18 protein-coding genes are annotated in these 23,563 nt (G+C 73.2%); 13 read left to right on the top strand and 5 right to left on the bottom strand.

All coding sequences use genetic code 11. The annotated features are described in order from the left end of the window. The first annotated feature begins 21 nt into the window (after positions 1–21). The 3 genes from PYR72_RS29535 to PYR72_RS29525 are packed head-to-tail and all read left to right on the top strand — an operon-like array spanning position 22 to position 5,779. A complete protein-coding gene (locus tag PYR72_RS29535; protein WP_275458100.1) occupies positions 22–2,187 on the top strand; it encodes a CDP-glycerol glycerophosphotransferase family protein in 2,166 nt (721 codons plus the stop codon). Between the two features lie 5 nt (positions 2,188–2,192). Next, positions 2,193–4,442: a bifunctional glycosyltransferase/CDP-glycerol:glycerophosphate glycerophosphotransferase gene (locus PYR72_RS29530; RefSeq protein WP_275458099.1), complete on the top strand. Its 2,250-nt coding sequence runs from the start codon at positions 2,193–2,195 to the stop codon at positions 4,440–4,442. Beyond that, a complete protein-coding gene (locus PYR72_RS29525) occupies positions 4,439–5,779 on the top strand; it encodes a hypothetical protein (RefSeq protein ID WP_275458098.1) in 1,341 nt (446 codons plus the stop codon). The genes PYR72_RS29530 and PYR72_RS29525 overlap by 4 nt, the downstream gene beginning before the upstream one ends. A gap of 78 nt (positions 5,780–5,857) precedes the next feature. Here the strand turns inward: PYR72_RS29525 and PYR72_RS29520 are convergent, their stop codons facing one another. Continuing rightward, positions 5,858–6,271 carry an organic hydroperoxide resistance protein gene (locus PYR72_RS29520; protein ID WP_005486852.1) on the bottom strand — a complete coding sequence of 138 codons (414 nt, stop codon included), beginning with the start codon at positions 6,269–6,271 and terminating at the stop codon, positions 5,858–5,860. Positions 6,272–6,400: 129 nt separating this feature from the next. Here PYR72_RS29520 and PYR72_RS29515 point away from each other — a divergent pair, with 129 nt between their 5' ends. The 7 genes from PYR72_RS29515 to PYR72_RS29485 all read left to right on the top strand — a co-directional run bounded on the left by PYR72_RS29515 (position 6,401) and on the right by PYR72_RS29485 (position 14,987). Further along, a complete protein-coding gene (locus PYR72_RS29515) occupies positions 6,401–6,919 on the top strand; it encodes a MarR family transcriptional regulator (RefSeq protein WP_037729450.1) in 519 nt (172 codons plus the stop codon). A 115-nt stretch (positions 6,920–7,034) separates the two neighbouring features. Beyond that, positions 7,035–8,795, top strand: coding sequence for a glycosyltransferase family 2 protein (locus PYR72_RS29510; RefSeq protein ID WP_275458097.1), 1,761 nt, complete (start codon positions 7,035–7,037; stop codon positions 8,793–8,795). A gap of 53 nt (positions 8,796–8,848) precedes the next feature. Beyond that, positions 8,849–10,006 carry a transposase gene (locus PYR72_RS29505; RefSeq protein ID WP_275458096.1) on the top strand — a complete coding sequence of 386 codons (1,158 nt, stop codon included), beginning with the start codon at positions 8,849–8,851 and terminating at the stop codon, positions 10,004–10,006. A 189-nt stretch (positions 10,007–10,195) separates the two neighbouring features. Continuing rightward, the gene (galE, locus tag PYR72_RS29500; protein ID WP_275458095.1) at positions 10,196–11,167 is read left to right on the top strand and encodes a UDP-glucose 4-epimerase GalE; all 972 of its coding nucleotides are present in this window, start codon (positions 10,196–10,198) and stop codon (positions 11,165–11,167) included. 201 nt (positions 11,168–11,368) lie between these two features. Next, positions 11,369–11,803: a DUF6507 family protein gene (locus tag PYR72_RS29495; protein WP_275458094.1), complete on the top strand. Its 435-nt coding sequence runs from the start codon at positions 11,369–11,371 to the stop codon at positions 11,801–11,803. Then, the gene (locus PYR72_RS29490) at positions 11,800–14,337 is read left to right on the top strand and encodes a hypothetical protein (RefSeq protein ID WP_275458093.1); all 2,538 of its coding nucleotides are present in this window, start codon (positions 11,800–11,802) and stop codon (positions 14,335–14,337) included. The genes PYR72_RS29495 and PYR72_RS29490 overlap by 4 nt, the downstream gene beginning before the upstream one ends. 20 nt (positions 14,338–14,357) lie before the next feature. After that, positions 14,358–14,987, top strand: coding sequence for a hypothetical protein (locus tag PYR72_RS29485; protein ID WP_275460558.1), 630 nt, complete (start codon positions 14,358–14,360; stop codon positions 14,985–14,987). An 81-nt stretch (positions 14,988–15,068) separates the two neighbouring features. Here PYR72_RS29485 and PYR72_RS29480 read toward each other — a convergent pair whose 3' ends face one another. Both PYR72_RS29480 and PYR72_RS29475 read right to left on the bottom strand, forming a co-directional pair. Continuing rightward, complete coding sequence (locus PYR72_RS29480) at positions 15,069–15,569, bottom strand: DUF6174 domain-containing protein (RefSeq protein ID WP_275458092.1); 501 nt, start codon at positions 15,567–15,569, stop codon at positions 15,069–15,071. A gap of 79 nt (positions 15,570–15,648) precedes the next feature. After that, positions 15,649–16,287, bottom strand: coding sequence for a TetR/AcrR family transcriptional regulator (locus PYR72_RS29475; protein WP_275458091.1), 639 nt, complete (start codon positions 16,285–16,287; stop codon positions 15,649–15,651). Between the two features lie 189 nt (positions 16,288–16,476). On the opposite strand from PYR72_RS29475, the gene PYR72_RS29470 reads away from it, so the two are divergent. Both PYR72_RS29470 and PYR72_RS29465 read left to right on the top strand, forming a co-directional pair. Next, complete coding sequence (locus PYR72_RS29470; RefSeq protein WP_275458090.1) at positions 16,477–17,424, top strand: ABC transporter permease; 948 nt, start codon at positions 16,477–16,479, stop codon at positions 17,422–17,424. Then, positions 17,417–18,262: an ABC transporter ATP-binding protein gene (locus tag PYR72_RS29465; RefSeq protein WP_275458089.1), complete on the top strand. Its 846-nt coding sequence runs from the start codon at positions 17,417–17,419 to the stop codon at positions 18,260–18,262. Before PYR72_RS29470 ends, PYR72_RS29465 begins: the two co-directional genes overlap by 8 nt. A gap of 31 nt (positions 18,263–18,293) precedes the next feature. On the opposite strand, the gene PYR72_RS29460 is transcribed toward PYR72_RS29465, so the two are convergent. Continuing rightward, on the bottom strand, positions 18,294–19,412 hold the full coding sequence (locus tag PYR72_RS29460; protein WP_275458088.1) for a glycosyltransferase: 1,119 nt from the start codon (positions 19,410–19,412) through the stop codon (positions 18,294–18,296). Continuing rightward, positions 19,409–22,306 (bottom strand): bifunctional glycosyltransferase family 2 protein/CDP-glycerol:glycerophosphate glycerophosphotransferase, encoded by a 2,898-nt coding sequence (locus PYR72_RS29455; RefSeq protein WP_275458087.1) that lies wholly within the window; start codon positions 22,304–22,306, stop codon positions 19,409–19,411. Before PYR72_RS29455 ends, PYR72_RS29460 begins: the two co-directional genes overlap by 4 nt. 168 nt (positions 22,307–22,474) lie before the next feature. Between PYR72_RS29455 and PYR72_RS29450 the strand changes: the two genes are divergently transcribed. Continuing rightward, positions 22,475–23,518: a serine/threonine-protein kinase gene (locus tag PYR72_RS29450; RefSeq protein ID WP_275458086.1), complete on the top strand. Its 1,044-nt coding sequence runs from the start codon at positions 22,475–22,477 to the stop codon at positions 23,516–23,518. Positions 23,519–23,563: the final 45 nt, after the last annotated feature.

Below are 23,563 nucleotides of genomic sequence, written 5' to 3'. Positions count from 1 at the left end.
GGCTCGCCTCGAAAGGACAGAATGCCCCGCTTCAGCATCATCGTCCCCACGCACGGTGTCGAAGGGCGGCTGCCGCTCGCCCTGGACTCGGTCCTCACCCAACCGTTCGGCGACTTCGAGCTGATCCCGGTCCACGACGCCCCGGACTCCGCCGCGGGAGCCGTAGGCACCGCGTACGCCGGCCGGGACAGCCGGGTGGTCCCCGTCGCGTCGCCGCCCTCGGGCGGGCTGAGCGCCGCGCGCAACGCGGGCATCGCGGCGGCGCACGGCACGTACGTGCTGTTCCTGGACGGGGACGACACGCTCGCGCCGGGCGCGCTGCGGGCGGTCGCGGACCGGCTGGCCGAGGCCGGCGACCCCGACGTCCTGTACTTCGCGCACGAGCGGGCGCACTGGTGGGAGGGCGGGACGACCGTCGTGCGTCCGGCCGGTCCGCGGACCCCGGCGTGGAGCGCGGCCTACCGCCGGGACTTCCTCGCCGGGCGCCAGCTCCTGTTCCCCATCGGCCACCACACCGGTCTCGGCTGGAGCGGCCTGGTCGCGCTGGCCGCCGGCCGTACGGCCGAGCTGCGGGAGACGGTGTGCGTCCGCCATCTGCTGCGCCGGCAGGGCAGTCGGCTGCACACACCGGGCGAGCACCAGCTCGAACTGCTCGACCAGGTGGAGCTGGTGCTCGCCCGGGCCACGGCCGAACAGGGTGTGCCGGACGCGTTGTTCGCGCAGCTGTTCGCGGCGGTGCTGCGCAGCGCCGCGCACCCGGAGCGGCTGCCCGTCCACCACCGCCGCGCCTTCTTCCGCCGCGCCACGCACCTCTACCGCCACTACGTCCCGGCCGGGTTCCGGCCACCCGGCGGCAGCCTCGGTGTCCAGCACCGTCTGCTCGCGTCCGGCTCGTACGCCGGTTTCCGGGCGTTGTGCGCCGCCGACCGGGCGGCCGCCGGAGCGCTGGCCGCGCTTCCCCGCCCGCGCGCGCCCCTGAACCGCGCCGTGTGCGCCGTCCAGCGCCGGCTGCCGCCGGACAGGGACCTCGTCGTGTACCGCGCGCACCCCGGCGGCGACATCGGCTGCGACCTCACGGCCGTCCACGCGAAGGCCCGGGAACTCGCCCCCCGGCTCCGTTCGGTCTTCCTCGTCGGGGCCGACGAGGTGGACACCGTGCCGGAGGGCGCCGCGTACGCCGTGCTCGGCGGTCCGGAGCACCGGCGGGCCCTCGCCCGCGCCCGGTACGTCCTCGACGCCTCCGACGCCGAGGCGGCGGGTGCCGACACGGTCCTCGCCCGCCCCGGCGGTGTCCATGTCCGGACCCAGCGGGGCACCCCGGTGGCGACGACGGGCGCGGACCGGGCCCCGTACCCGGTGGCGGCGGCCGCGACCGGCGGTCTCACCCGCCTCGTCGCCCACGTGGACCGCTGGGACTTCGTGCTCTCCGCCAACCGGCACTCCACGGAGACCTGGGAGCGGGCCTTCCCCGGCACGTACGCGTCGCTGGAGTACGGCTCCCCGCGCAACGACGTCTACTACACGGCGACGGCCGAGGACGTGACGCGCGCCCGGCGCGTGCTGGGCGTGCCCGAGGACAGGAAGGCCCTCCTCTACGCCCCGGCGCACCGCGACACCCCCGACGACCGGGCCACCCCCACGCTCGATCCGGAGGCGTTCTGCGAGGCGGTCGGCGAGGAGTACGTGCTGCTGCTGCGGACCCGTGACGGCCGGGGCGGAACCCGCGCCCCCGGGAAGGGCGGCCGGATCATCGACGTCACGGCGCACCGCTCGGTCGCGGACGTCTGTCTCGCCGCCGACGCGCTGATCACCGACCACTCGTCCCTGATGTTCGACTACGCCCACCTCGACCGGCCGATCGTGCTCCACACGGCGGGCTGGGACCTCCTGCGGGAGACCCGGGGGGTCTGCCTCGACCTGCCAGCCGTGCCGCCCGGTCATACGGCGCGCACCGAGCGGAAGTTGGCGGACCTGTTCCGCGACGGGTCGTACGCGGACCTGGAGGCCGACGCCCTGCGGGCCGTCTTCCGGGAGCGGTTCTGCCGGTTCGACGACGGGCGGGCGGCCGAGCGGGTCGTCCGGCGGGTGTTCCTGGGCGAGGAGCCCCGGGCGCTGCCGCCCCTCGTGGCGCTCGCCGGACGGACCCCGGCCCCGGCGCCGGCCGCCGCGACCCTCGTGAGGAGCTGACGGTCATGCCCCGTTTCAGTGTCATCGTCCCCGTGTTCGAGGTGCGGGGCTTTCTGCGCCCGTGCCTCGACTCGGTCCTGGAGCAGTCGTACCGGGATCTGGAGGTGATCGCCGTGAACGACTGCTCGCCCGACGGCAGCGGCGCGATCCTCGACGCGTACGCCGGCCGCGACCCCCGGGTACGGGTGCTGCACCTGCCCGCGAACGTGGGCCCGGGACGGGCGCGCAACGCCGGACTGCCGTACGCCACCGGGGACTTCGTGCTCTTCCTCGACGGCGACGACACGCTCACGCCGGGAGCGCTGCGCGCGCTGGCGGACCGCCTGGCCGAGGCCGGGGACCCCGATGTGCTGGTCTTCGACCACGTTCGTGCGCACGCGTGGGGCGAGACGCGGCGCGCCGGCCCCGCACCCCTCCTGGCCGAGGCCGGCGCGGGCACCTTCACGGCCGCCGAGCACCCGCGGGTCCTCGGCCTGCCGACGGTCGTGTGGAACAAGGCGTACCGGCGGGAGTTCGTCGAGACGCACGGCTTCCGGTTCCCGCCGGGCCACTACGAGGACGCGCCGTGGACGTTCCCGGTGCTGTTCGGCGCCGGACGGATCGCGACGCTGGACCGGATCTGTGTGGCCCACCGGCAACGGCGGCCCGGCGGCCTGCTGTCCACCGCGCACCGCGGGCACTTCGACGTGCACGACCAGTACGAGCGCGTCCTCGGCCTGCCGGACTCCTGCCCCGGGCCGCCGGGCTGGCGTGCCCTGGTGCGGAACCGGATGGCGGAGCACTGTCTGTCCGTCCTCGCCGAGCCGGACCGGGTGCCGTCGGGCGACCGCGCCGAGTTCTTCCGGCGGACGGCCGCGCTGTACCGGAAGTACCGGCCGGACGGCGGTCCGGCGGCGCCCGGGCACCGCGTCCTGGAGGGCGGCTGGGCGGCCTACCGCGCCCGGCACCGGGTGACCCGGGTCCGTACCGCGCTCGGCGTACGCGGGGAGCGGTGGCGGGCGGCCGGCGCCGAACTGGTCGGGCGGGGCTGGTCACTGGCCCAGGAGCGGCTGCCGCTGGACCCCGGTCTGGCGCTGTACTCGGCGGACGCGCACCGGGGTGTGCTCGGGGACCCGGCGGCCGTGTACCGGGCCGCCCGTGATCTCGCGCCGCACATCCGCGGGGTGTGGGTGGTGCGGCCGGAGCGGGTGGCGGCGCTCCCGCCCGGGGTGGAGTACGTGACGCCGGGCTCGGCCGCGTACCGGCGGCTGGCGGCGCGGGCGGCGTACTTCGTCGCCGACACCCCCTGGCCCGGCGCCCTCACCAAGCGGCCGGGCAGTGTGCACGTCCACACCCACCAGGGGACCCCGCTCAAGTTCATGGGCGCCGATCTGCTGCACCGGCCGGGCGCCCGGCTCGGGGCGGACGTGCCGGAGCTGCTGCGCCGGGCCGACCGCTGGGACCACAGTCTCGTCGCCAACCGCCACTCCGAGCTGGTGTGGAGCAGGGCGTACCCGTGCGGGTTCACCTCGCTGCGGACCGGCAGCCCGCGCAACGACGTCCTGGTGAACGCCGGGCCGGACGGCGGGGCGCGGATCCGTGCCCGGCTGGACGTCCCGGCCGGGCACACGGTCGTGCTGTACGCGCCGACGCTCCGCGACCACCGGCGGGGCGGCCACGTCGAACGCCTCGACCTCGCCCGGTTCGCCGCCGATCTGCGACGCAGCCTGGGCGAGGCCCACACCCTCGTCGTACGGCTGCATCCCTCGCTCGCGGACGGCCCGGCGCGCGGTTTCGGGCTCGCCGAGCTGCACCGGCGGGGTGTCGTCGTGGACGCGACGGACGAGCCGCACGCCGAGGAGGTGATGCTCGCCGCCGATGTCCTGGTCACGGACCACTCGGCCCTGATGTTCGACTACGCCAACCTGGACCGGCCGATCGTCGTGTACGCCGACGACCGGGACGCCGTCGCGGCGAGCCGGGGCCTGTACCTGGACATCACCGCCGACCCGCCCGGCCATGTGGCCCGTTCCTACCGGGAGTTGGCCTGGCTGTTCGACTCCGGGCAGTGGCGGGACGGTGAGTCGGCGCGACTGCGGGCCGGATTCCGGGAGCGGTACTGCGAGTTCGACGACGGGCGGGCGGCCGAGCGGGTGGTACGGATGCTGATGCTGGGCGAGCGGGCGGTGCCGGTGCCCGCGCCGAGGACGGCCGGGACCGCCGGGACAGCCGGGACAGCCGGACCGGTGACGAGCCAGGGCTTCGTGTTGTCATGAGGGCGCGGGCGTGGGTGCTGCTGCTCGCCGCCGGTTTCGCGCTGCTCCAGTTCGCGAGCGTCACCGGGCGCGCCACCCCCGACACCAAGAACTACGTCGCGTACGCCCTCGCTCTCGGCGGCGCGGGTCCGCGGGAGGCGGCGGCCGGGGCCATCGACCACTACTGCGGGAGCAGGGCGGCGACGGCCGGGCGGAAGCAGGGGGTGGACGTGGTGCGGTTCCGCGCGCCGAGTCCGGCCGCGCGGGTCGCCGGGGAGTGCCGCCGGGAGCTGTGGCGGAAGGTGGACCGGGGGCTGGCGGCCGGGCGGACCGACGGCCTCATTCCCCCGTTCGCCTCGGAGCGGTTCCAGCGGATCTTCGAGGCGCGGCCCGGGTACCCGGTGCTGCTGGCCCCCTTCGTCGCCGTGTTCGGGGTCGTGTGGGGGGTGTGGCTGTCGAGCGTGCTGATCGCGGCGACCGGGGGCGTCCTGGCGTTCCTCGTCCTGCGCGCCGTCCGCGCCCCCACTCCCGTGGCCCTCACCGGGCAGGCCCTCTACTACGTGCTCCCGTGCGGTGCGACCGCCATGCGGCCCATGACCGAGGGGGTGCTGCTGGCCCTGACGCTGGCGGCGCTGTGGGGGTGTGCGCTGGCCATGGAGGGGCGGGTGCGGGCCGGGGTGTCGCTGGTGGGCGGGGCCCTGGCGGCGCTGTTCACGGTGAAGCACTCGCAGGCGCTGTTCCTGGGGGTGTGCCTGCTGGGGGCGTGCGCGGTGGTCGCGGTACGGCGCGCACGCGGTGGTGAGCACGATGAGGTACGCGGTGACGCACGTGCGGGAGAGCACGGTGGCGCACGCGGTGGTGAGCACGGGGAAGAACGCGCGGGGCGTGGGCCGGTCGAGCCGTGGGTGCGGGCGGTCGCGGCCGTGTCGGCGGGCGCGGTGGTGTGCACGCCGGTGCTCGCCGGACTGCTGCGCCACCCGGCGTCCACCGAGAGTCTGCAGGACCTGCTCACCGACCACTACACGCACCCCGACCGGGCCCGGCTGTGGCCGGAGTTCCTGCGGCTGGAGTCCGCGTTCTGGGTGGAGTGGGTGCGCCGGCAGCTGATCCAGCCGCTGTTCCTGGCCGCGCTGGCGGCGGGCGCGTGGGGCGCGGCGCGGCAGCGGCCGGTGTTCGGGTGGTTCGTGATCGCCGGCGCGTGCACCGGAATCCTGAACCAGGCCGGGCACCCGGACATCACCATCTGGGGCGAGCGGCTGATCGTGGTGGCCTGGCTGCTGCCGGTGCTGGGGCTGCCCCTGCTGCTGGAACGCGTCACGGCCCCGCGCGGCTCGCTCGACGTGGTGACGGCGAGCTGAGCCGGTGCCCGTCGGCGCCGATCCTCGCGGGACCGCGCCGACGGGCCGCGGAGTGGGTGCCGCGGAGTACGTGCCGGACTACTCGACGACCAGCTCGACCGGGATGTTGTTGCGGGTGGCGTTGGAGTAGGGGCAGACCTGGTGGGCCTGCTCGACGAGCTTGCGGCCGGTGGCCTCGTCGACGGAGTCGGGGAGTTCGACGCGGAGGGTGACCTTGAGGGCGAAGCCCTCGCCCTGCTTGCCTATGCCGACCTCGGCGGTCACGGCGGCGTCGCTGACGTCGACCTTCGCGGCGCGGCCGACGAGGCCGAGGGCGCTGGCGAAACAGGCGGAGTAGCCGGCGGCGAAGAGCTGCTCGGGGTTGGTGCCCTGGCCGTTGCCGCCCAGCTCCACCGGGAGGGCCAGGTCGAGGTCGAGCTTGCCGTCGTTGCTGACGGCGCGACCGTCACGGCCGTGGGTGGCGGTGGCGACAGCGGTGTAGAGCGCGTCCATGGGAGAACCATCCCTTTCACAGGTCATCTCACGTCCGGCGGTCCGGTCCGACCGCCGTTCACGGACCTAAGTAGAGCACACAATTCAATTGCCCACAACTAAATGGCGGGCAGGAGTTACGCTGGATCCATGACCACGAGCGCCGTCCCCACGCCCGAGGGGGTCTCCCCGGAGATCTCCGGGCAGGTCTCCGAGGAGGAGTTCCTCCGTCTCGACCGGCAGATCTGCTTCTCCCTGCACGCCGCCTCCCGCGCCTTCAACGGCGTCTACCGGGTGATCCTCAAGGACCTGGGGATCACCTACCCGCAGTACCTGGTGATGCTGGTGCTGTGGGAGCGGGGCGAACTGCCCGTGAAGAAGCTGGGCGAGCATCTGCGGCTCGACTCCGGCACCCTCTCCCCGCTGCTCAAGCGCCTGGAGACGGCCGGGCTGGTCCGCCGGGAACGCAGCGCGCGCGACGAGCGGTCGGTGGTGGTGCGGCCGACCGAGGAGGGCACCGCACTGCGCGAGCGCGCCCTGGCCGTACCACGCCGCATCGTCTCGGCGACCAGCTTCGACGTCGACGAGATCCGCGACCTGCGCGACCGCCTGGACCACCTGACGGCCGCACTGGACGAGGCGGCACTGCGACAGCAGCCGGAGAACTGACCGCGGCCCCGGCCACGACCGGCCGGACCGCCAGGAACGACCTCTTCCTCACCAGGCCGCAAAGTCGCCCTTAAGGGAAGATTGCCCACATATCTCTCACAGGTGTGGGGCAACCATGACTCTCCGGCAGGCGCAGGTCTCCATCGTCGTCATCGGGTACGACGACGCCGCCCACGTGGCGGACGCCGTCCGCTCGGCGCTCGCGCAGGGCCCGGCCGTGCGCGAGGTGATCGCGGTCGACGACTGCTCGACGGACGGCAGCGGGGAGCTGCTGGAGCGGCTGGCCGAGACCGAACCCCGGCTGCGGACCCTGCGGCGGCCGACCAACAGCGGCGGTTGCGGCACCCCGCGCAACGACGGACTCGACGCGGCGGCGGCCCCGTACGTGATGTTCCTGGACAGCGACGACGTGCTGCCGCCCGGTGCCGTGAACGCGCTGCTGGGCGCCGCCCTGGAGCACGACGCGCCGGTCGCGTCGGGGTTGTGCGTGCGCAGGGAGCTGCCGTCCGGCCGCGAGACCCCCTGGCAGCCCGAGCTGTACGCCCGGCGCACGTTCGTCCCCCACCCCGCCCAGCGCGCACGCCTGGCGCACGACACCCTCTGCGTCAACAAGCTCTACCGCACCGCCTTCCTGCGCGACCACGCGATCCGCTTCCCCGAGGGCCGCTTCCGGTACGAGGACTTCGTCTTCGGCGCGCGTGTGCTGGCCGCGGCGCCACGGGTCGCGCTCGTCCCCGACCGGGTGTACGTCTGGCACGTGCGCCGCTCGGCCGCCCGGCTGTCCCTCTCCCTCGACCGCTCCGGCATGGCCAACTGGCGCGCCCGGACGCAGGCCGACCGCCTGTCGTACGACATCCTGCTGGGCGCCGGCGAGAAGCGGCTGGCGCGGGCGGCACGGACGCGCTTCCTCGACCGCTCGCTGCGGATGTACGCCCGCGAGCTGGACCTGCGCGGCGCGGAGTACCGGCGCGAGTGGTGGGCCGTGACCCGCGCGCACCTGGCCTCCTTCGACGAGGGCGACTTCGCGGCGGCGCCCGCGCCCGGCCGGGTCGTCGCCCGGGTGATCCTCGCCGCCGAGGAGCCGCGCGACCTGGCCCGCCTCAAGGAGATCGCGGCCCGTCCCGCCCGGCTGACCCCGCCCTACGCGCGCGCGGACGACGGCACGCCCGTCTGGTCCGCGGAGCTGCCCCAGGTGGAGCTGGACCATCTCCTCGTCCGCCCCGTGCACCTGCTGCCGGCCGCCGTCGACGCGGAACTGCGGCCCCGCGCGCGCGGGACGACGCTCCGGCTGCGGCTCCACGAGCTGTACGGGCGGCTGACGCAGGCGGGTCCGCTGAGCGTGCGGGCGGAGTTCACCGCGCGCCGGGACGGGCGGGTGGGCTTCACCGGCTCGGCCCCGCTCGCGGCCGAGCCGGACTCCGACGGCTGGACGGCGGAGATCCCGCTGGACCTGTCCGCGCTGGGCGGCGGGACCTGGGACCTGCGGCTGCGGCTGCGCTTCGCGGACGGCACCCACCGGGACACCACCGCGCACGCGGTCGCGGGCACCGGGCTGCTGCGCCGGAGCGTCCTGCCGAGCACACGCCACGGCGTGCTCCTCGCCCAGCCGTACGCGACGCACGCCGGGTCGCTCGCGCTGCGGCTCGCACCCGGTTGGCGGGGCGCGGCCGACGTGGTGCTGCGCCGCCTGAAACGCCTGCTTCACCTACTTCTGGCGAGGATGCCCCGGCGTTCACGCCGGGGAGGAATCGCCTCCTGCGGCTGCGACGCGGAGCGTCGCCGCATCTGCTCTCTGACCGGCACGGAGCGCCCGTACGGCTGCCCGGCGGAGCCGGAGAATGCGAACGAATGTCCTGCGGGTCACCTGCTGTGGTGACTGTCGGGTGAACGGCGGTTGTGTGTGCGGACGTCGTACTACGGTCCGATGCTGTGAAGCTGGTGGTGCAGGTGAAGCTGCTGCCGACGCCCGAGCAGGCGCTGGCGCTCGAGGCGACCCTGCGCGCCTGCAACCGGGCCGCCACCTACGCCTCGCAGGTTGCCTTCGCCAAGCACCTCAAAGACCGCAACGGCCTGCAGAAGGAGGTGTACGCCGATCTGAAGGCCACGTTCGGACTGTCGGCGCAGCCGGTGGTGCGGGCGGTGAAGAAGGTGGTCGACGCCTACGCGACCCTGAAGGCCAATCTGCAGGCCGGGAACTTGGGCCCGCCCACCTCCAAGCGCCACCGCACGGCGCTCAGTACCCCGATCGCCTTCCGGCCGGAGGCGGCTCAGCCGTTCGACGACCGCTGCCTGTCCTGGCAGTACGACGCGCGCACCGTGTCGATCTGGACCGTCGACGGGCGGATGAAGGGCGTCCGCTTCGCTTGCTCACCCGACCAGCTCAAGGCCCTCGTGCAGTACCGCAAGGGCGAGAGTGATCTCGTCCAGCGTGGCGGGAAGTGGTTCTTGATGGCCCCCTGCGACATTCCCGAGCCGGCAGCGTATGAGCCGGCCGGCTGGATCGGAGTGGACCGGGGCATCGTGAACCTGGCCACCACCAGTGACGGCACGAACCACCAGGGCCGCCGTCTGTCGCGCTACCGGCGCTGGCAGGCCCGCAAACGCGCCGAACTCCAGGCCAGACAGACCCGCTCGGCCACCCGCCGCCTGGCCCGCCGCACACGCAAGGAGCGCCGCCATGCCACGCAGGTGAACCACGTCATCAGTAAGGAGATCGTGTCCGTTGCGCAACGCACCGGTCGCGGGATCGCTGTCGAGCACCTTGGCGGGATCCGTGAGCGGGTACGGCTACGCCGCGACCAGCGGGACACCCTCTCCTCCTGGCCCTTCCACCAGCTCGGACAGCACCTGGCCTACAAGGCCAGACGGGCCGGGGTGCCCTTCCTCGAGGTGGACGCGGCTTATACCTCGCAGCGCTGCCCGCGCTGCGAGCACACCGAGCGGGCCAACCGGCCCACCCGGGATCATTTCCGCTGTCGTCGGTGCGGTCTCGCTGGGCCCGCCGATGTCGTCGCCGGGGTCAACGTGCGCGACCGTGCACGCTCGGTGTGGGCATTCGTCACCATGCCCGTCCCGCAACCGGTCTGACCGGAAAGGGAGATGCGACCCGTGACCGTCCTGTCGTAGGGGACAGTCGGGAGCGCGACAAGGTGTGAACGACCGAGCGCACAAGCTCGGCCGTTCACGGCCGAGAAGGTGACTGAGAAGCGACTGATTGCACCTGCATCACCACCGTGGCGTCACCCGTCGCCACGGCCTACGAGGGGACGGTCGTCCATGACCTGGCTGATCACCGGTGGCGCCGGATACATCGGGGCGCACGTGGTGCGCGCGATGCTCGACGCGGGCGAGGAGACCGTCGTCTACGACGACCTGTCCACGGGGGTCGCCGAACGAGTGCCCGACGGCGTGCCGTTGGAGATCGGCTCCACCCTCGACGCGGAACGGCTGGCGCGCGTCGTCCGGGACCGGGGCGTCACCGGCGTCGTCCATCTCGCGGCGAAGAAGCAGGTCGGCGAGTCCGTCGAACGGCCGCTGCACTACTACCGGGAGAACGTCGAGGGCCTGCGCACCCTGCTGTCGGCCGTCACGGACGCCGGGGTCGGGTCCTTCGTGTTCTCCTCCTCGGCCGCCGTGTACGGCATGCCCGACGTGGACCTCGTCACCGAGGAGACCCCCTGCGTGCCGATGAGCCCCTACGGCGAGACCAAGCTGGCCGGCGAGTGGCTGGTGCGGGCCACCGGCCGGGCGACGGGCCTGTCGACGGCCTCCCTGCGCTACTTCAACGTGGCGGGGGCCGCGAGCCCCGACCTGGCCGACACCGGTGTTCTCAACCTCGTCCCCATGGTCTTCGAGAAGCTCTCCGAGGGCGCCCCGCCACGGATCTTCGGCACCGACTACCCGACCCCGGACGGCACTTGCGTCCGGGACTACATCCATGTCGTCGACCTCGCCGAGGCCCATGTGGCGGCAGCGCGACGGCTGCGCGAGGCCCCGGGCACCGACCTCACCCTCAACATCGGTCGCGGGGACGGTGTCTCGGTGCGGGAGATGATCGACCGGATCACCGCGCTCACCGGCCACACCGTGTCCCCCGTGGCCGTCGGGCGGCGGCCGGGCGATCCCGCGCGGGTGGTCGCCTCCGCCGACCGGATCGCCGCCGAGCTGGGCTGGAAGGCGCGGTACGGCGTCGACGACATGATCGCGTCGGCGTGGGCGGGCCGGCAGGTGAACCACCCCACACGGTGAGGGATCCGGGGAGAACCGTGACGGGATCGTCGTACCGTGGGAACTGTCCGGTGTCGTTTGCGCGTGTGTACTGAGGGAAGCGAACAGGCAACCGACGTACGAGCGCGCGAGGCGTGCGGGAGCACGCCGGGCGGCGGCGGGTGAGCCACGGGCGAGCGACGAACAGACGTATCCGACAGGGGCGTTACGGGGGTAGCGGCGATGCCGGCATGGGACATCGATCCGATCAACGTGCAGACCACGCTGAGGTCGACCGGTGAGGCGGCGGGCGGCCTGGAGAAGGCCGCCAACTCGCTGGTGTCGAACATGGCGAGCGCGGCCGAGTCGGCCGGAACGGCCGTGCCGGGCGGGCAGTTCAGCGGGCCCATGGTCGGGCCGGTGGCGGCGGGCACCCCCCGGGTGCCGGTCGGGCCGGTCGCGGCGGCGCTGAGCACGTATCTGCAGGAGCGTCAGCAGAAGCTGGCGTACATGGCGCAGCGGACCATCGACTCCGTGCAGGGCGCGGCCAAGGCGACCAACGCCTATGTCACGGGTGACCTGGACATGGCCGCCGAGCAGCAGGCCAGCGCCCTCAAGGCGACGGTGGTCCCGCCGCCGCCGGGTGTCGGCGGCAACGGCGGGCAGGGGCCGAAGTGAGCGACGACGTCCCCGTCATCCCGGAGGAAGTCCCCGAGTTCACCGGCAACCTGGAGCTGCTCGACCAGAACATCGCGGGCGTCCGCTCGGCCGGCACCTCCCTGAAGGACTCGGGCGCGGCGGTCCATACCCGCTTCGGCGGCCTCTCCGCGTACTACAAGGCCCCCGAGGCGGAAGCGCTGTTCGCGACGACCGCGCCGGTGGCGGCCAAGGGCGACGAGTTCGCCACGGAGTTGGAGACCGTGGCCTCGGCGCTGGACACGTACGCCGCCGCCGTCGGTCCGCTCAAGCAGAAGTTCGACCGGCTCCGCCAGGAGGCCGTCGCCTTCCGCGCGAAGATCGCGGACGACGACGAGTGGCGCGCCGACGGTGACCTCGTCGAGGAGAACAACAACCGCCGCTCGGACATCAACGCCACGTACGCCGCGTTCCAGGCCGCCGAGCGCGACTGCTACAACAAGATCGTCGCGCTGGTCGGCGGCGAGGCGCTCGTCGTCAACGACGGCTCGAACAAAGAGAACATGTACGGCTACCGGGGCGAGGACCTGAACAACGCCGGCGGTCTGCCGTGGGGCGACCCGGTCGAGGAGTCCAACCCCTGGTACTACGTCCACGAGCACGTCTGGGACTTCGCGGTCGGCTTCGTGGTCGACGGGGTGTGGGGCACGATCAAGGGCCTCGGCACGCTGGTCGGCTTCAACGGCTGGGACGCGGCGGGGCAGGCGTGGGTCGGCCTCGGCAAGCTGGCGACCGGCATCGTCATCATGTCCAACCCGGTGACGGCCGCCGCGTTCTGGCTCACGCCCGACGACAAACTGCCCTCCTGGATCCGCGACTCCCGTACGGCCGTCGTGGAGACCGGCAAGGCGCTCATCGCGTACGACGAGTGGGGCAAGAACCCGGCCCGGGCGGCCGGGGCGGTGACCTTCAACGTCGTGACCACGATCTTCACGGGCGGTGCGGGCGGAGCGGTCTCCGGCGCCGGCAAGGCGGGCGCCATCGCCCGGGCCATCTCCTTCGCGGGCAAGGCCGGCAGGATCGTCGACCCGATGACGTACATCACCAAGGGCGTCGGCGCGACGGCGGTGAAGATCAGCGACGTCATGGCGAGCCTGCGCGGCATCACCGACGGCACCCACATCAAGCTCGGCGAGGGCACGTACAAGATCGCCGATCCGCCGAACATCGCCGACGAACTGCCGTCGGGGCTCACCCCCGAGAACTCCGTCCGCATGGAGACACCCACGGGCGAGGTCGTCTACCTCGACACCGACACGCTGGTCGTGCACAACGCCGACGGCACGGTCCGGGAGTCCCTGGACGGCATCAGGCACGAGGGGACGGCCACCGAGCGGGGCGTCGACGCGGGGTCCCGGCAGCCCGAGTCGGTGGGCGCGGGGGCCAGGGCGGGCGACGGCGGCTCCGTGGTCGGGCGCGTCGGCGACGACCTGGGCGGGACCGGACGGGCCTCGGACACCGGCCTGCCGGGCGGCCGCGCGGGCGATCTGCCGGGCGGCCGCGCGGGCGATCTGCCGGGAGGCCGCGCCGAGCACCTGCCCGGCGGCCGCGCCGACGACCTGGGCCGCGGGCCGTCCGGGAGTCACGAGACGCCGACCGGTGGTGGCGGTGGCCCCCGGGGCGGAGACGGCCCGACGGGCGCCGGACACGGCGAACGCCCCACGGGCGGACATGGCGAGCGCCCCGCAGGTGGCCACGGCGAGACGCCCGGCGGCGGCCACGGGGACGGCCCCGGCGGAGGCGGGCACGGCGAAGGACCCGGTGGCGGCGGGCACGGCGAGGGACCCGGCACGGGAGGCGACGGTCCCGGTGGTGGGGACGGTCCCGGCGGGGGCGACGGACCCGGCGGTGGGGACGGATCCGGCCCGCCTGACTTCAGCGAGGGCGACACCACGCTCACGCCTCCCACCGGCCCCATGCGCCCCGACCAGCACGCCGAGGTCGTGAACGCGCTCAAGAGCGACAAGCTCAAGCTCAAGTCGCAGGACCTGGAGCGCATGCTCACCCAGCTGAACAAGAGCCCCTACGGAGCCGGCATCGCGGAGCACATCACCCGTGGGAACCTCGCGGACATGCCCGGCTACAAGGACCTCCTGCTCCAGGTCAAGCAGGGCGACATGACGCCCTCGGTGCACATGGCCATGGAGCACGCGGCGGACCTGAGCGCCCGGGGCGCCAAGGACGTGGCCTTCGAGTTCAAGGCGCCGGGCGACCGGCTGGACCTGGATGTGCTGGTCAGGGCGGGTGACAGGATCGAGTACGGCGTCCAGCTCAAGGACGTGCAGTCGGTCTCCGGCATCAACTCCGCCGCCAAGAAGATCGCCGCCAAGCAGCTCGCCGGAGAGATCGCGGGCCAGAAGGTCGCCATCCTCGACATCCACGACGTGAAGGGCGCGGTCACCGATGACATCCTGAAGTCTGTCGAGAGGCACGCCAAAAGGATCAACGCCACCTTCGAACTGCGTTTCCAGGACGGCTCGATCACCATCCCGGCCAACGGCCCGACCTATCCGTGAGGAATTCCGTGTCCCTTCTCATGCGCGCCCCGAAGGAATGTGCGTCGTGGACGTGGGAGCTCGACGAGTCCGCGCCCTCGGGCCTGGACTCCGCGCTGTCCGTCGCGGCCCGGATGTGCGCCGTCCTGCGCGAGCACGAACTGCTGGTCCCCGACAGCCTCGAATGGAACTGGACCGTGTACGGCAGCGGCGGCACCGGGCTCGTCACCCGGATGGCGCTCCAGGGCCCCATGGACGACGAGGACGTGCCCCTGCGCATCGCACGCAGCCGCCCCGTCGGCTTCCCCGAGGCGTCGGTCGGCAGCGTGCTCGTGGTGGGGTCCGGGACCTGGATCGACGCGACGGGCGAGAAGCGCGGGGAACACCGGCTGGTCGAACTGACGGTGGCCCCGGACGCCCCCGGCATCTGGGTGGAGCTGGCCCTCCACCACGACGTCTGGGGCCCGTTCGACTTCCGGGGCGAGCCGCATCCGGAGGTGGAGCGGCAGAACGCCCCCCGGCTCGCGGCGGCCCTGCGGTCGCTCGACGCCGCCCTGGGCACCCCCGCCGAGCCCGGCGAGCCGACCTACTTCGGCTCCGCCGAGGGGTACGGCATCAAGCCCCCGGACGTCGTCGACGGCCGGGGCCCGGACCTGACCGACCTCTTCTGACCGACGCCGGCACCGGAACCCACGCCCGCACGCACCCCCGCGCCCCGCGTCGCCGCCGAAACCGCACCCGACGCGGGGCGCTCAGCCGTCGCCCGTCTTCAGGCCGTCGATGACGTACTCGGCCTCGTCGTCGATCGCGTTCTCGGCCGGGTCCAGGGTGATCCGCGAGGGGTGGCCGTCGGGGGCGTACTCCGCCTCCGCCGTGTCCGCCCCCTCCTGCCAGGCGCTCTCCAGCGTGTCGATCAGGTCGCCGATGCTGGGCACCTCGCCGGGCCCGTCCGCCAGCGCCTTCCTGCCGTCGCCGTCGAGACCGACGGCGTCGGCCACCTCGCCGTCCCGGACCGTCACCCGGAAACGCCCCGTCAGGACCTGCGAGGTGGAGGTGAGCGTGTAGACGTACGAGGCGGGCTCCTGCCACATGACCTTGTTCGCCGCCGTGGTGCCCCGGGGGGACGCCCTCTCGGTCGACTCGGGGGAGGCGGTCCCGCCCTCGCAGGCGGCCGTCACCGCCGTGGTGCCCGCGACCAGCGCGGCGGCGAGGAGTACGGAGCGAGCACGGGAGCGTAAGCGTACGAGAGTCACGGCGACCCCATTCCTGAGCGACTGTGACCAAGACGCCTCCCGCACGGAAAACGTTCAGCCCGGCGGGCTCCCGCTCTCCCTACAGGGCCCGCAGCGCCGCGGCCGTGGCCCGCGTCAGGCTCTCCAGATACCCCTTCGGCAGCTTCGGCGACCGCACGACCACCGACCGCCAGTACAGCGGCCCGAACATCACGTCCAGGGCGAGGTCCTCGTCGGCGTCCGCCCCGACCTCGCCGCGCGCGACCGCCGCCGCGACGATCCCCGTGGCCACGCCCTGCTGGCCCTCCCGCAGCGCCTTGCGCATCGCCTCGGCGATCTCCGGGTTGCGGGCGGCCTCGGCCTGGAGGTCGGGGATGATCTGGCCGGCGACCGGGTGGCGCAGGGCGCGGGACGTGACCTCGTAGAGCAGCCGGAGGTCGCCCTCCAGCGAGCCCGTGTCGGGCATCGGCAGGCCCTGCACGGCGACCGCCGAGACGAGGTCGAGCACCAGGTGCAGCTTGGAGCGCCAGCGCCGGTAGACCGCCGTCTTGCCGACGCCCGCCCGGCGCGCGATCCCCTCGATGGACATCCGGGCATAGCCGACGGCCGCCAGTTCCTCGAAGACCGCGGCCCGGATCGCCTCGGTCACGTCCTCCCGGAGCACGGCTGCCCCGGCGGGGGCCCGGCGGGGCTGCCGTGGCGGCGGCTGCGCTGCGGAGGGGCCGGCGTTCGTCGTCATGCCCCCAGCATAGGGCGCCACGACGAAACGGTTGCGTTCCGACGTCGAATCGGCTTACGCTCACGTTGCGACGATACGGTCCCGTCCCGACGTAAGAGCCGGGCAAGGACGACGTAAGAACCCTGAGCGAAAACCCCGAGCGCCCGGCAGCCGGGCACGCGGACGCCCCCACTAGCGAAAGCAGCGGATGTGAGCCAGGTCCTCCACACACCGCCCCCTCCGAAGGCGGCCGACGCCCCGGCCGGCGCGGCCGGCCGGGGCGCCCCCGCCGAGACCCCGGCCCAGCTCGCCGAGCGGTACGGCCTCAGCGTGAGCGGGGCCCGCCCCACCCTCGGCGCGTACGTACGGCAGCTGTGGGCCAGACGGCACTTCATCACCGCCTTCGCCACGGCCAAGCTGACCGCCCAGTACAGCCAGGCGAAGCTGGGCCAGATCTGGCAGGTCGCGAACCCGCTGCTCAACGCGGCGGTCTACTACCTGATCTTCGGCCTGCTGATGGGCACCAAGAAGGGCGTGCCGGACTACGTCCCGTTCCTCGTGACCGGCGTGTTCGTGTGGACCTTCACCCAGAGCTCGATCATGGCGGGCACCCGCGCCATCTCCGGCAGCCTGGGGCTCGTCCGGGCGCTGCACTTCCCCCGGGCCTCGCTGCCCCTGTCGTACTGCCTGCAGCAGCTCCAGCAGCTGCTGTTCTCCATGGCCGCGCTGGTCGTGATCCTGCTGGCCTTCGGGGTGCCGGTGGCGCTGTCGTGGCTGCTGGTGGTGCCCGCGCTGGCGCTGCAGTTCGTGTTCAACGCCGGCATCGCGATGGTGATGGCACGGATCGGCGCCAAGACGCCCGACATCTCGCAGCTGATGCCGTTCGTCCTGCGCACCTGGATGTACACGTCGGGCGTGATGTTCAGCATCGACCGCATCCTCGACAACCGGGACGTCCCGGCCTTCGTGCACCTGCTGCTGGAGTGCAACCCGGCCGCCGTCTACATCGACCTGATGCGGTTCGCGCTGATCGACAGCTTCCACGCGAGCCAGCTCCCGCCGCACGTCTGGGCGATCGCCGCGGGCTGGGCGCTCCTCGCGGGCGTCGGCGGATTCATCTACTTCTGGAAGGCTGAGGAGACCTACGGCCGTGGCTGACACGATCACTTCCCCCGTCACCGTCCCGGACGCGCGGCACGAGACCGTTGCGGTCACCGCCGCCGAACCCGTCCCCACCGTCGTCGTCGACGGCGTCGACATCGTCTACCGGGTCAACGGCACCGGTGCCGGGCGCGGCACCGCCACCGCCGCGCTCAACCGCATCCTGCGGCGGAAGAAGTCCGAGAAGGCGGCCGGGGTGCGCACCGTGCACGCCGTGCGGAACGTGTCGTTCACCGCGTACCGGGGCGAGGCCATCGGGCTCATCGGCACCAACGGCTCCGGCAAGTCGACCCTGCTCAAGGCGGTCGCCGGACTGCTCCCCGTGGAGAACGGCCGCATCTACACCGACGGCCAGCCCTCCCTGCTCGGCGTCAACGCGGCCCTGATGAACGACCTGACGGGCGAACGGAACGTCCACCTCGGCGGGCTCGCCATGGGCATGTCCCGCGAGCAGGTGAAGGAGCGGTACGAGGAGATCGTCGACTTCTCCGGCATCAACGAGAAGGGGGACTTCATCACCCTCCCCATGCGCACGTACTCCTCCGGCATGGCGGCCCGGCTGCGGTTCTCCATCGCCGCCGCCAAGGACCACGACGTGCTGCTCATCGACGAGGCCCTGGCGACCGGCGACCGCTCCTTCCAGAAGCGCTCCGAGGCCCGCATCCGCGAACTGCGCAAGCACGCGGGCACGGTCTTCCTCGTCAGCCACAACAACAAGTCGATCCGGGACACCTGCGACCGGGTGCTGTGGCTGGAGCGCGGTGAACTCCGCCTGGACGGGCCCACGGACGAGGTGCTGAAGGAGTACGAGAGGTTCACCGGCGGCAAGAAGTAGGCTCGGCGGGCAAGGCACGGCGGGCGCCGCCTCACCTCTCCAGGAAGGCGAACAGCGCCTCCCACCGGTCCAAAATCTCCTCCGTCGCGTACCGCCGGATGTTCCGTCCCGCCGCGTCGCCCATCCGGTCCCGCAGGCTCTTGTCGGTCATCAACAGGTCCAGCCTGCGGGCGAGTTCACCGGTGTTGCCGGGCGCGGCGAGGAGGCCGTCCTCGCCGTCGCGGATGATCTCACGGACGCCGGGGGCGCAGTCGAAGGCGACGCAGGGCACGCCCATCGCCATGGCCTCCATCAGCGCGAGGGGGAAGCCCTCGGCCCGGGAGGACAGCGCGAAGACCGAGCCGGCGCGCAGGGCCCCGGGCACGTCGTCCGTACGGCCCCTGAAGGACACCGAGCCGTCGAGGCCGAGGGCCGTGCACTGCTTGCGCAGCAGTTCCTCGTCCTCGCCGGAGCCGTGGACGAGGAGGGTCCAGTCGGGATGGCGGGGTGCCACCTCGGCCCAGGTGTCGAGGAGCATGTCGACCCCCTTCTCGTCGCTGAGCCGGCCGATGCTGATCACGGCCTTCCCGGTGCGCGGCGAGGGCGTCCGCGGCAGCCAGGGCACCGCGTTGGGCAGGTACGAGACGTTGTTGAGGCCCTCGCCGATCCACAGGTCGGCGTCCTCGCGGGTGAGGACGAGCATCCGGTCGACGTCCCGGTAGTACCTCAGCACCCGCCGGAAGCGCGAGGAGCGCCGCGCGGCCTCGAAGGACTCGTGGCTCATCCCGATGACGGTGAGACCGGTGGTGTCGGCGAGCGTCACCCACTCCATCGCCCACACCTGGGTCACGATGACCACGCCGCCGGGCCGCGCGGCCCGGAAGAGGCCGGTGAGCACGTCCGCCCGGGCCCGTCTGCTCGCTTCCCGCGCGCGGCCGGGTGGCGGCGGCTGCCCCGCGTACAGCCTGGTGGTGGGGTAGGGGAGTTCGCCCAGGTCGTGCGGGTCCTCGGGGGTGGCGATCCCGATGACGTGCACCCGGTGTCCGCGCCCGGTGAGGAGGCGGGCCAGGTGGTGGGACCAGCTGGTCACCCCGCCCGTCTCGTCCACGCTGTTGGAGACCAGGAAGACGTCCCGCGCCCCGGCCCGCCCTGTCCCGTCCGGCCCGGTCACGCGCGCCTCCACTCGGAGAAGAACTGGTCGACGACGCTCTGGGCCGCCGTCCCCTTGTCGTACTCGCCGAAGTCGGCCGTGAACCGCTCGCGTGCGGCGGCGTACTTGAGGGTCTGGTCCTCCAGCGTCATCGTCCGCAGGACGGTGTGCAGTTCCTCCTCCGTCCGCACGACCGGGCCCGGCGCCCGTTCCAGCAGGTCGAAGTAGGTGCCCCGGCCCTCGTGCACGTACTCCTCGTAGTCGTGCACGAAGAACAGCATCGGGCGGTCGAGGAGGGCGTAGTCGAACATCACCGACGAGTAGTCCGTGATCAGCGCGTCCGCGAGGGCGAGCAGCGGGGTCACGTCGTGGTGGGCCGAGACGTCGACGACCCGGCCCCGGACCGACGGGGGGAGCACGACGTGGTCGAGGTAGTGGGCGCGGACGAGGAGCACGTACTCGTCGCCGAACGTGTCGGCGAAGCGTTCCACGTCGAAGGGGAGGGCGAGGCGGCGCTGTCCCCGGTGACGGAAGGTGGGGGCGTAGAGCAGGATCCTCCTGTCCGCCGGGATGCCCAACTCTGCTGCCAGGGGCGGGCGTTCGGAGGCGGGACGGGTCCCCTGGGCGCGTACGAGCGCGTCGTTGCGGGGATAGCCCACCCGCAGCAGCACCTTCTCCCGCAGCCGGAAGGCTTTCGCCAGGGTGCGCACGTCGTGCTCGGAGCGGATCAGGAAGTGGTCGAAGCGGTCCAGGGTGCGCTGCTGTTCGGCCTGCTCGGCCCGGGTCCTGAGCTTCCAGCCGGGTTCGTCGAAGCCCATGCGCTTGAGCGCGGAGCCGTGCCAGGTCTGGAGGTAGGTCGTGCCGGGGCGCTTGGTCAGCTTCAGCGGGAAGCTCTGGTTGTCGATCCAGAACTCGGCGCGGGCCAGCGCCCGCAGATACGGCAGGGACCAGCGGCGGACGAGGGTGGCGTCGGCCGGGAAGCCCTCGGGGCGGCCGGTGTGGGACCACACCGCCTCGAAGTCGAGGCCTTGGCGGCGCATCTCCTCGTAGATCGCCCGGGGGCTGTCGCTGTACTGCCGGCCGAGGTGGCTCTCGAAGACCACCAGGCGCCGGCGCGTCGGCAGGCGCCGGAACACCTCCTCGTAGAGGCGGACCTTGGTCTCCCCCGAGGTGGCTCGCGCGCGCAGCGTCCTCGCCCCGCGGTAGCCGGACTTGGCGAGCCGGCCGGGTGTGCCGCGCAGCCCCCGGGTGACGAGGGCGTGGGCCTTCTTGTCGGGGACCAGCCGGAAGGCGAGGTGGCCGCGGGCGGAGACCTGCGGCTCGATCCGGTCGGCGACCAGCCGGGTCAGGCGCGGGCGGACCGGCAACTCGCCGGTGACCAGGCCCGGTTCGGCCGCGGTGAGCCGGCTGGTGGTGCGCTCGCCGTCGACGTCCAGGTGCAGGCGTACGTCCCAGACGGCGTCCACGACGCCGAGCGGGCGCAGCGTCCTCGTGATGTCGGCGGCGGCCTCCCAGGTGAGGTACGGCCCCTCGTGCCGGACGGTCGGCACCGGCACCCGGAAGGTCTGGAAGCGCACACCGGGGCGGCGGGCGTAGAACTCCAGCTCGGCGGTGAGCCGGGCGCCGGGCGGGACGGTCCCGAGGGGGTTGGTGACGCGTCCGGCGAGCCGGACACGGCCCCCGCCGCCCGCGTCCTGCTCGTACCGCGTCAGCTCGTTGCGCAGGAACAGCGTGCCGACCGGGCGGGAGTGGTGGCCGAGTGCGGTGACGTCCAGGACGCGGCGCGCGAACTCCCCCGCCTCCCCCGGGGCGTCCAGGTGCTCGGCGCACCAGTAGACCCGCCCGTCGCGCTCGGCGAGCGGCGCGGACACCTTGTCACGGTTGGTGAGCGTGTCCACGGCCGGCAGCAGGTTGTCCCAGTCGCCCTCGCGCAGCAGGAAGGCGCAGACGGCGTGCACGGGGCCGGCCTCGTCGTACGCGGCCGGGTCGACCGACGTCAGATAGGCACGGGCCAGCCGGGCGAACTCCTCGCGGTAGGCCGCGTCACGGAAGGGCAGGTCCCGCAGGTGCAGCACCAGGTCGTGCTTGAGGAACTTGACGTCCTTGTGGAACTTCAGTTCCCCGAGGCCCCGTTCGACGAGGAGCCGGTCCACCCGGCGGTGGATCTCCATGCGGTGGGCGAAGTTGGCGATCTCGGCCCGCCGGTTGCTGATCGAGGCCGCGGCCGGCCCCGGGTTCCGGACGACGTTCCAGTCGTAGACCCGGTTGGGGATCAGGGTGATCCGGCGGGCGGCCGCGTACACCTGGGCGGAGAAGAAGAGGTCCTCGTAGTGGATGCCGACGGGGAACAGCAGGCCGCACTCGACCAGGAAGTCCCGGCGGTAGCACTTGTTGGTCGACAGGGTGTCGTAGACCAGCAGGTCGGGCAGCTCGGCGATCGAGTCGAGGGTACGGGTGCGGGCGTACAGCCACGGGTACCACTTGACCTCCTTGCGGGTGCGCGTGTCCACGTGGACGCGGACACAGAGGCCGGAGACGAGGTCGGCGCCGGTGGTCTCGGCGGCCTCCAGCAGGTTCCGGCAGGCGTCGCGCTCCAGGACGTCGTCGCTGTCAAGGAAGACGACGTACGCGCCGCGGGCCTCCCGGATGCCCGCGTTGCGGGGCGCCCCGCAGCCGCCGCTGTTCTCGGGCAGCCGGTACGCCCGTACGCGGCCGGGGTGCTGGGCGGCGAGGCGGGCGGCCACCTCGTAGGAGCCGTCCGTGCTGTGGTCGTCGACGATCACGGCCTCGACGCCGCGCAGCGTCTGCTCCAGCACCGAGCGGACGGCCGCGGACAGCCTGGCCGCGTCGTTGTAGACGATCACGACGACGGATACGGCGGGTCCCTGGTCCACGTCCGCGCTCACCCCACTCATCCTGTTTTCCACCGGTTCTCCTCCCCTCTATAGACCGTGGTGCGGTGCGGAGCCACTCGGGCGGACGGCTGCGCCGGTGCGCGGGTGGTGCGCGGGTCGCCTCATCCGCCACCGCCGCGGCCGTGCCGCGATACGCTCCGGAGTGAGGCTGAGCGGAGGGGGCGGTCGATGCGCGGGGTGGTACCTGAGCCGCTGCGGGTGGAGGATCCGCGGGAGATCGCCGGGTATCCGCTGTACGCCCGGATCGGTGAGGGCGGGATGGGCACCGTCTATCTCTCGCGCAGCCGGGGCGGCCAGCCGGTCGCGCTGAAACTGGTCCGCCCGGAGTACGCCGGCAGCCCCGCCTTCCGTGAGCGGTTCGCCCGCGAGGTGGCCGCCGGACGCCGTGTCTCGGGCTACCACCTGGTGCCGATCGTCGACCACGACGCCGGGGCGGAGCGGCCCTGGCTCGCCACCCACTACGTGCCGGGTGTCCCGCTCGACCAGACCCTGGAGACCCACGGCCCGCTCCCCGTCCCCACGGTCCTGCAGCTGCTGGCCTGCACCGCGTACGCGCTGGACGCCGTGCACACCGCCGGGGTGATCCACCGTGACGTCAAGCCCGCGAACGTGCTGCTCGCGGCGGACGGGCCCTGGCTGCTCGACTTCGGCATCGCGCGGGCGGCGGGCGCGGCCACCCTCACCACCGCCGGACGCCTCATCGGCACTCCGCGCTACATGTCCCCCGAGCACGCCCTCGGCCGCCGGGTGACCTCCGCGTCGGACGTCTTCGCGCTCGGCCTGATCGCCGCGGTCGCCGCCACCGGCGCCCACCCGTACGGCCGGGGCAACCCGCTGGCCATCGCCACCCGTATCGCCGCCACCGACGCCGCCCCGCCCGCCCTGGACGGCATCGGCCGGCCGCTCCTGGACATCGTGCGCCGCTGTCTCACCGCCGACCCGGCCTCCCGTCCCTCCGCAGCCGCCCTGGCCGAGCACTGCGCGGGAGCGGCCCGCCGGGACGTGCGCGACTTCGACGGCTGGCTCCCGGCCCCGGTCGCCACGTCGGTGACCCTCATCGAGACGGCCTTCCGCTCGCTGTCACTGACGGAGGCCCCGACGGCCCCGACGCCGCACATCTCGGAGGCCCCGACGGTCCGACGCCTTCCGCCGACGGCCCCGATCACGGTCCGGGACGAGGAATGGCGCCAACGGGTGCGCCGGGAGCCGTGAGTCGGGTGCGGGTGTCGGGTGCAGGTGTCGGGTGCGGGTGTCGGG

Source organism: Streptomyces sp. VNUA24, assembly GCF_029167005.1.
GTDB lineage: Bacteria > Actinomycetota > Actinomycetes > Streptomycetales > Streptomycetaceae > Streptomyces > Streptomyces scabiei.
The sequence above is the reverse complement of the archived record's forward strand: the minus strand, read 5'-3'. Positions and strand labels throughout refer to the sequence as shown.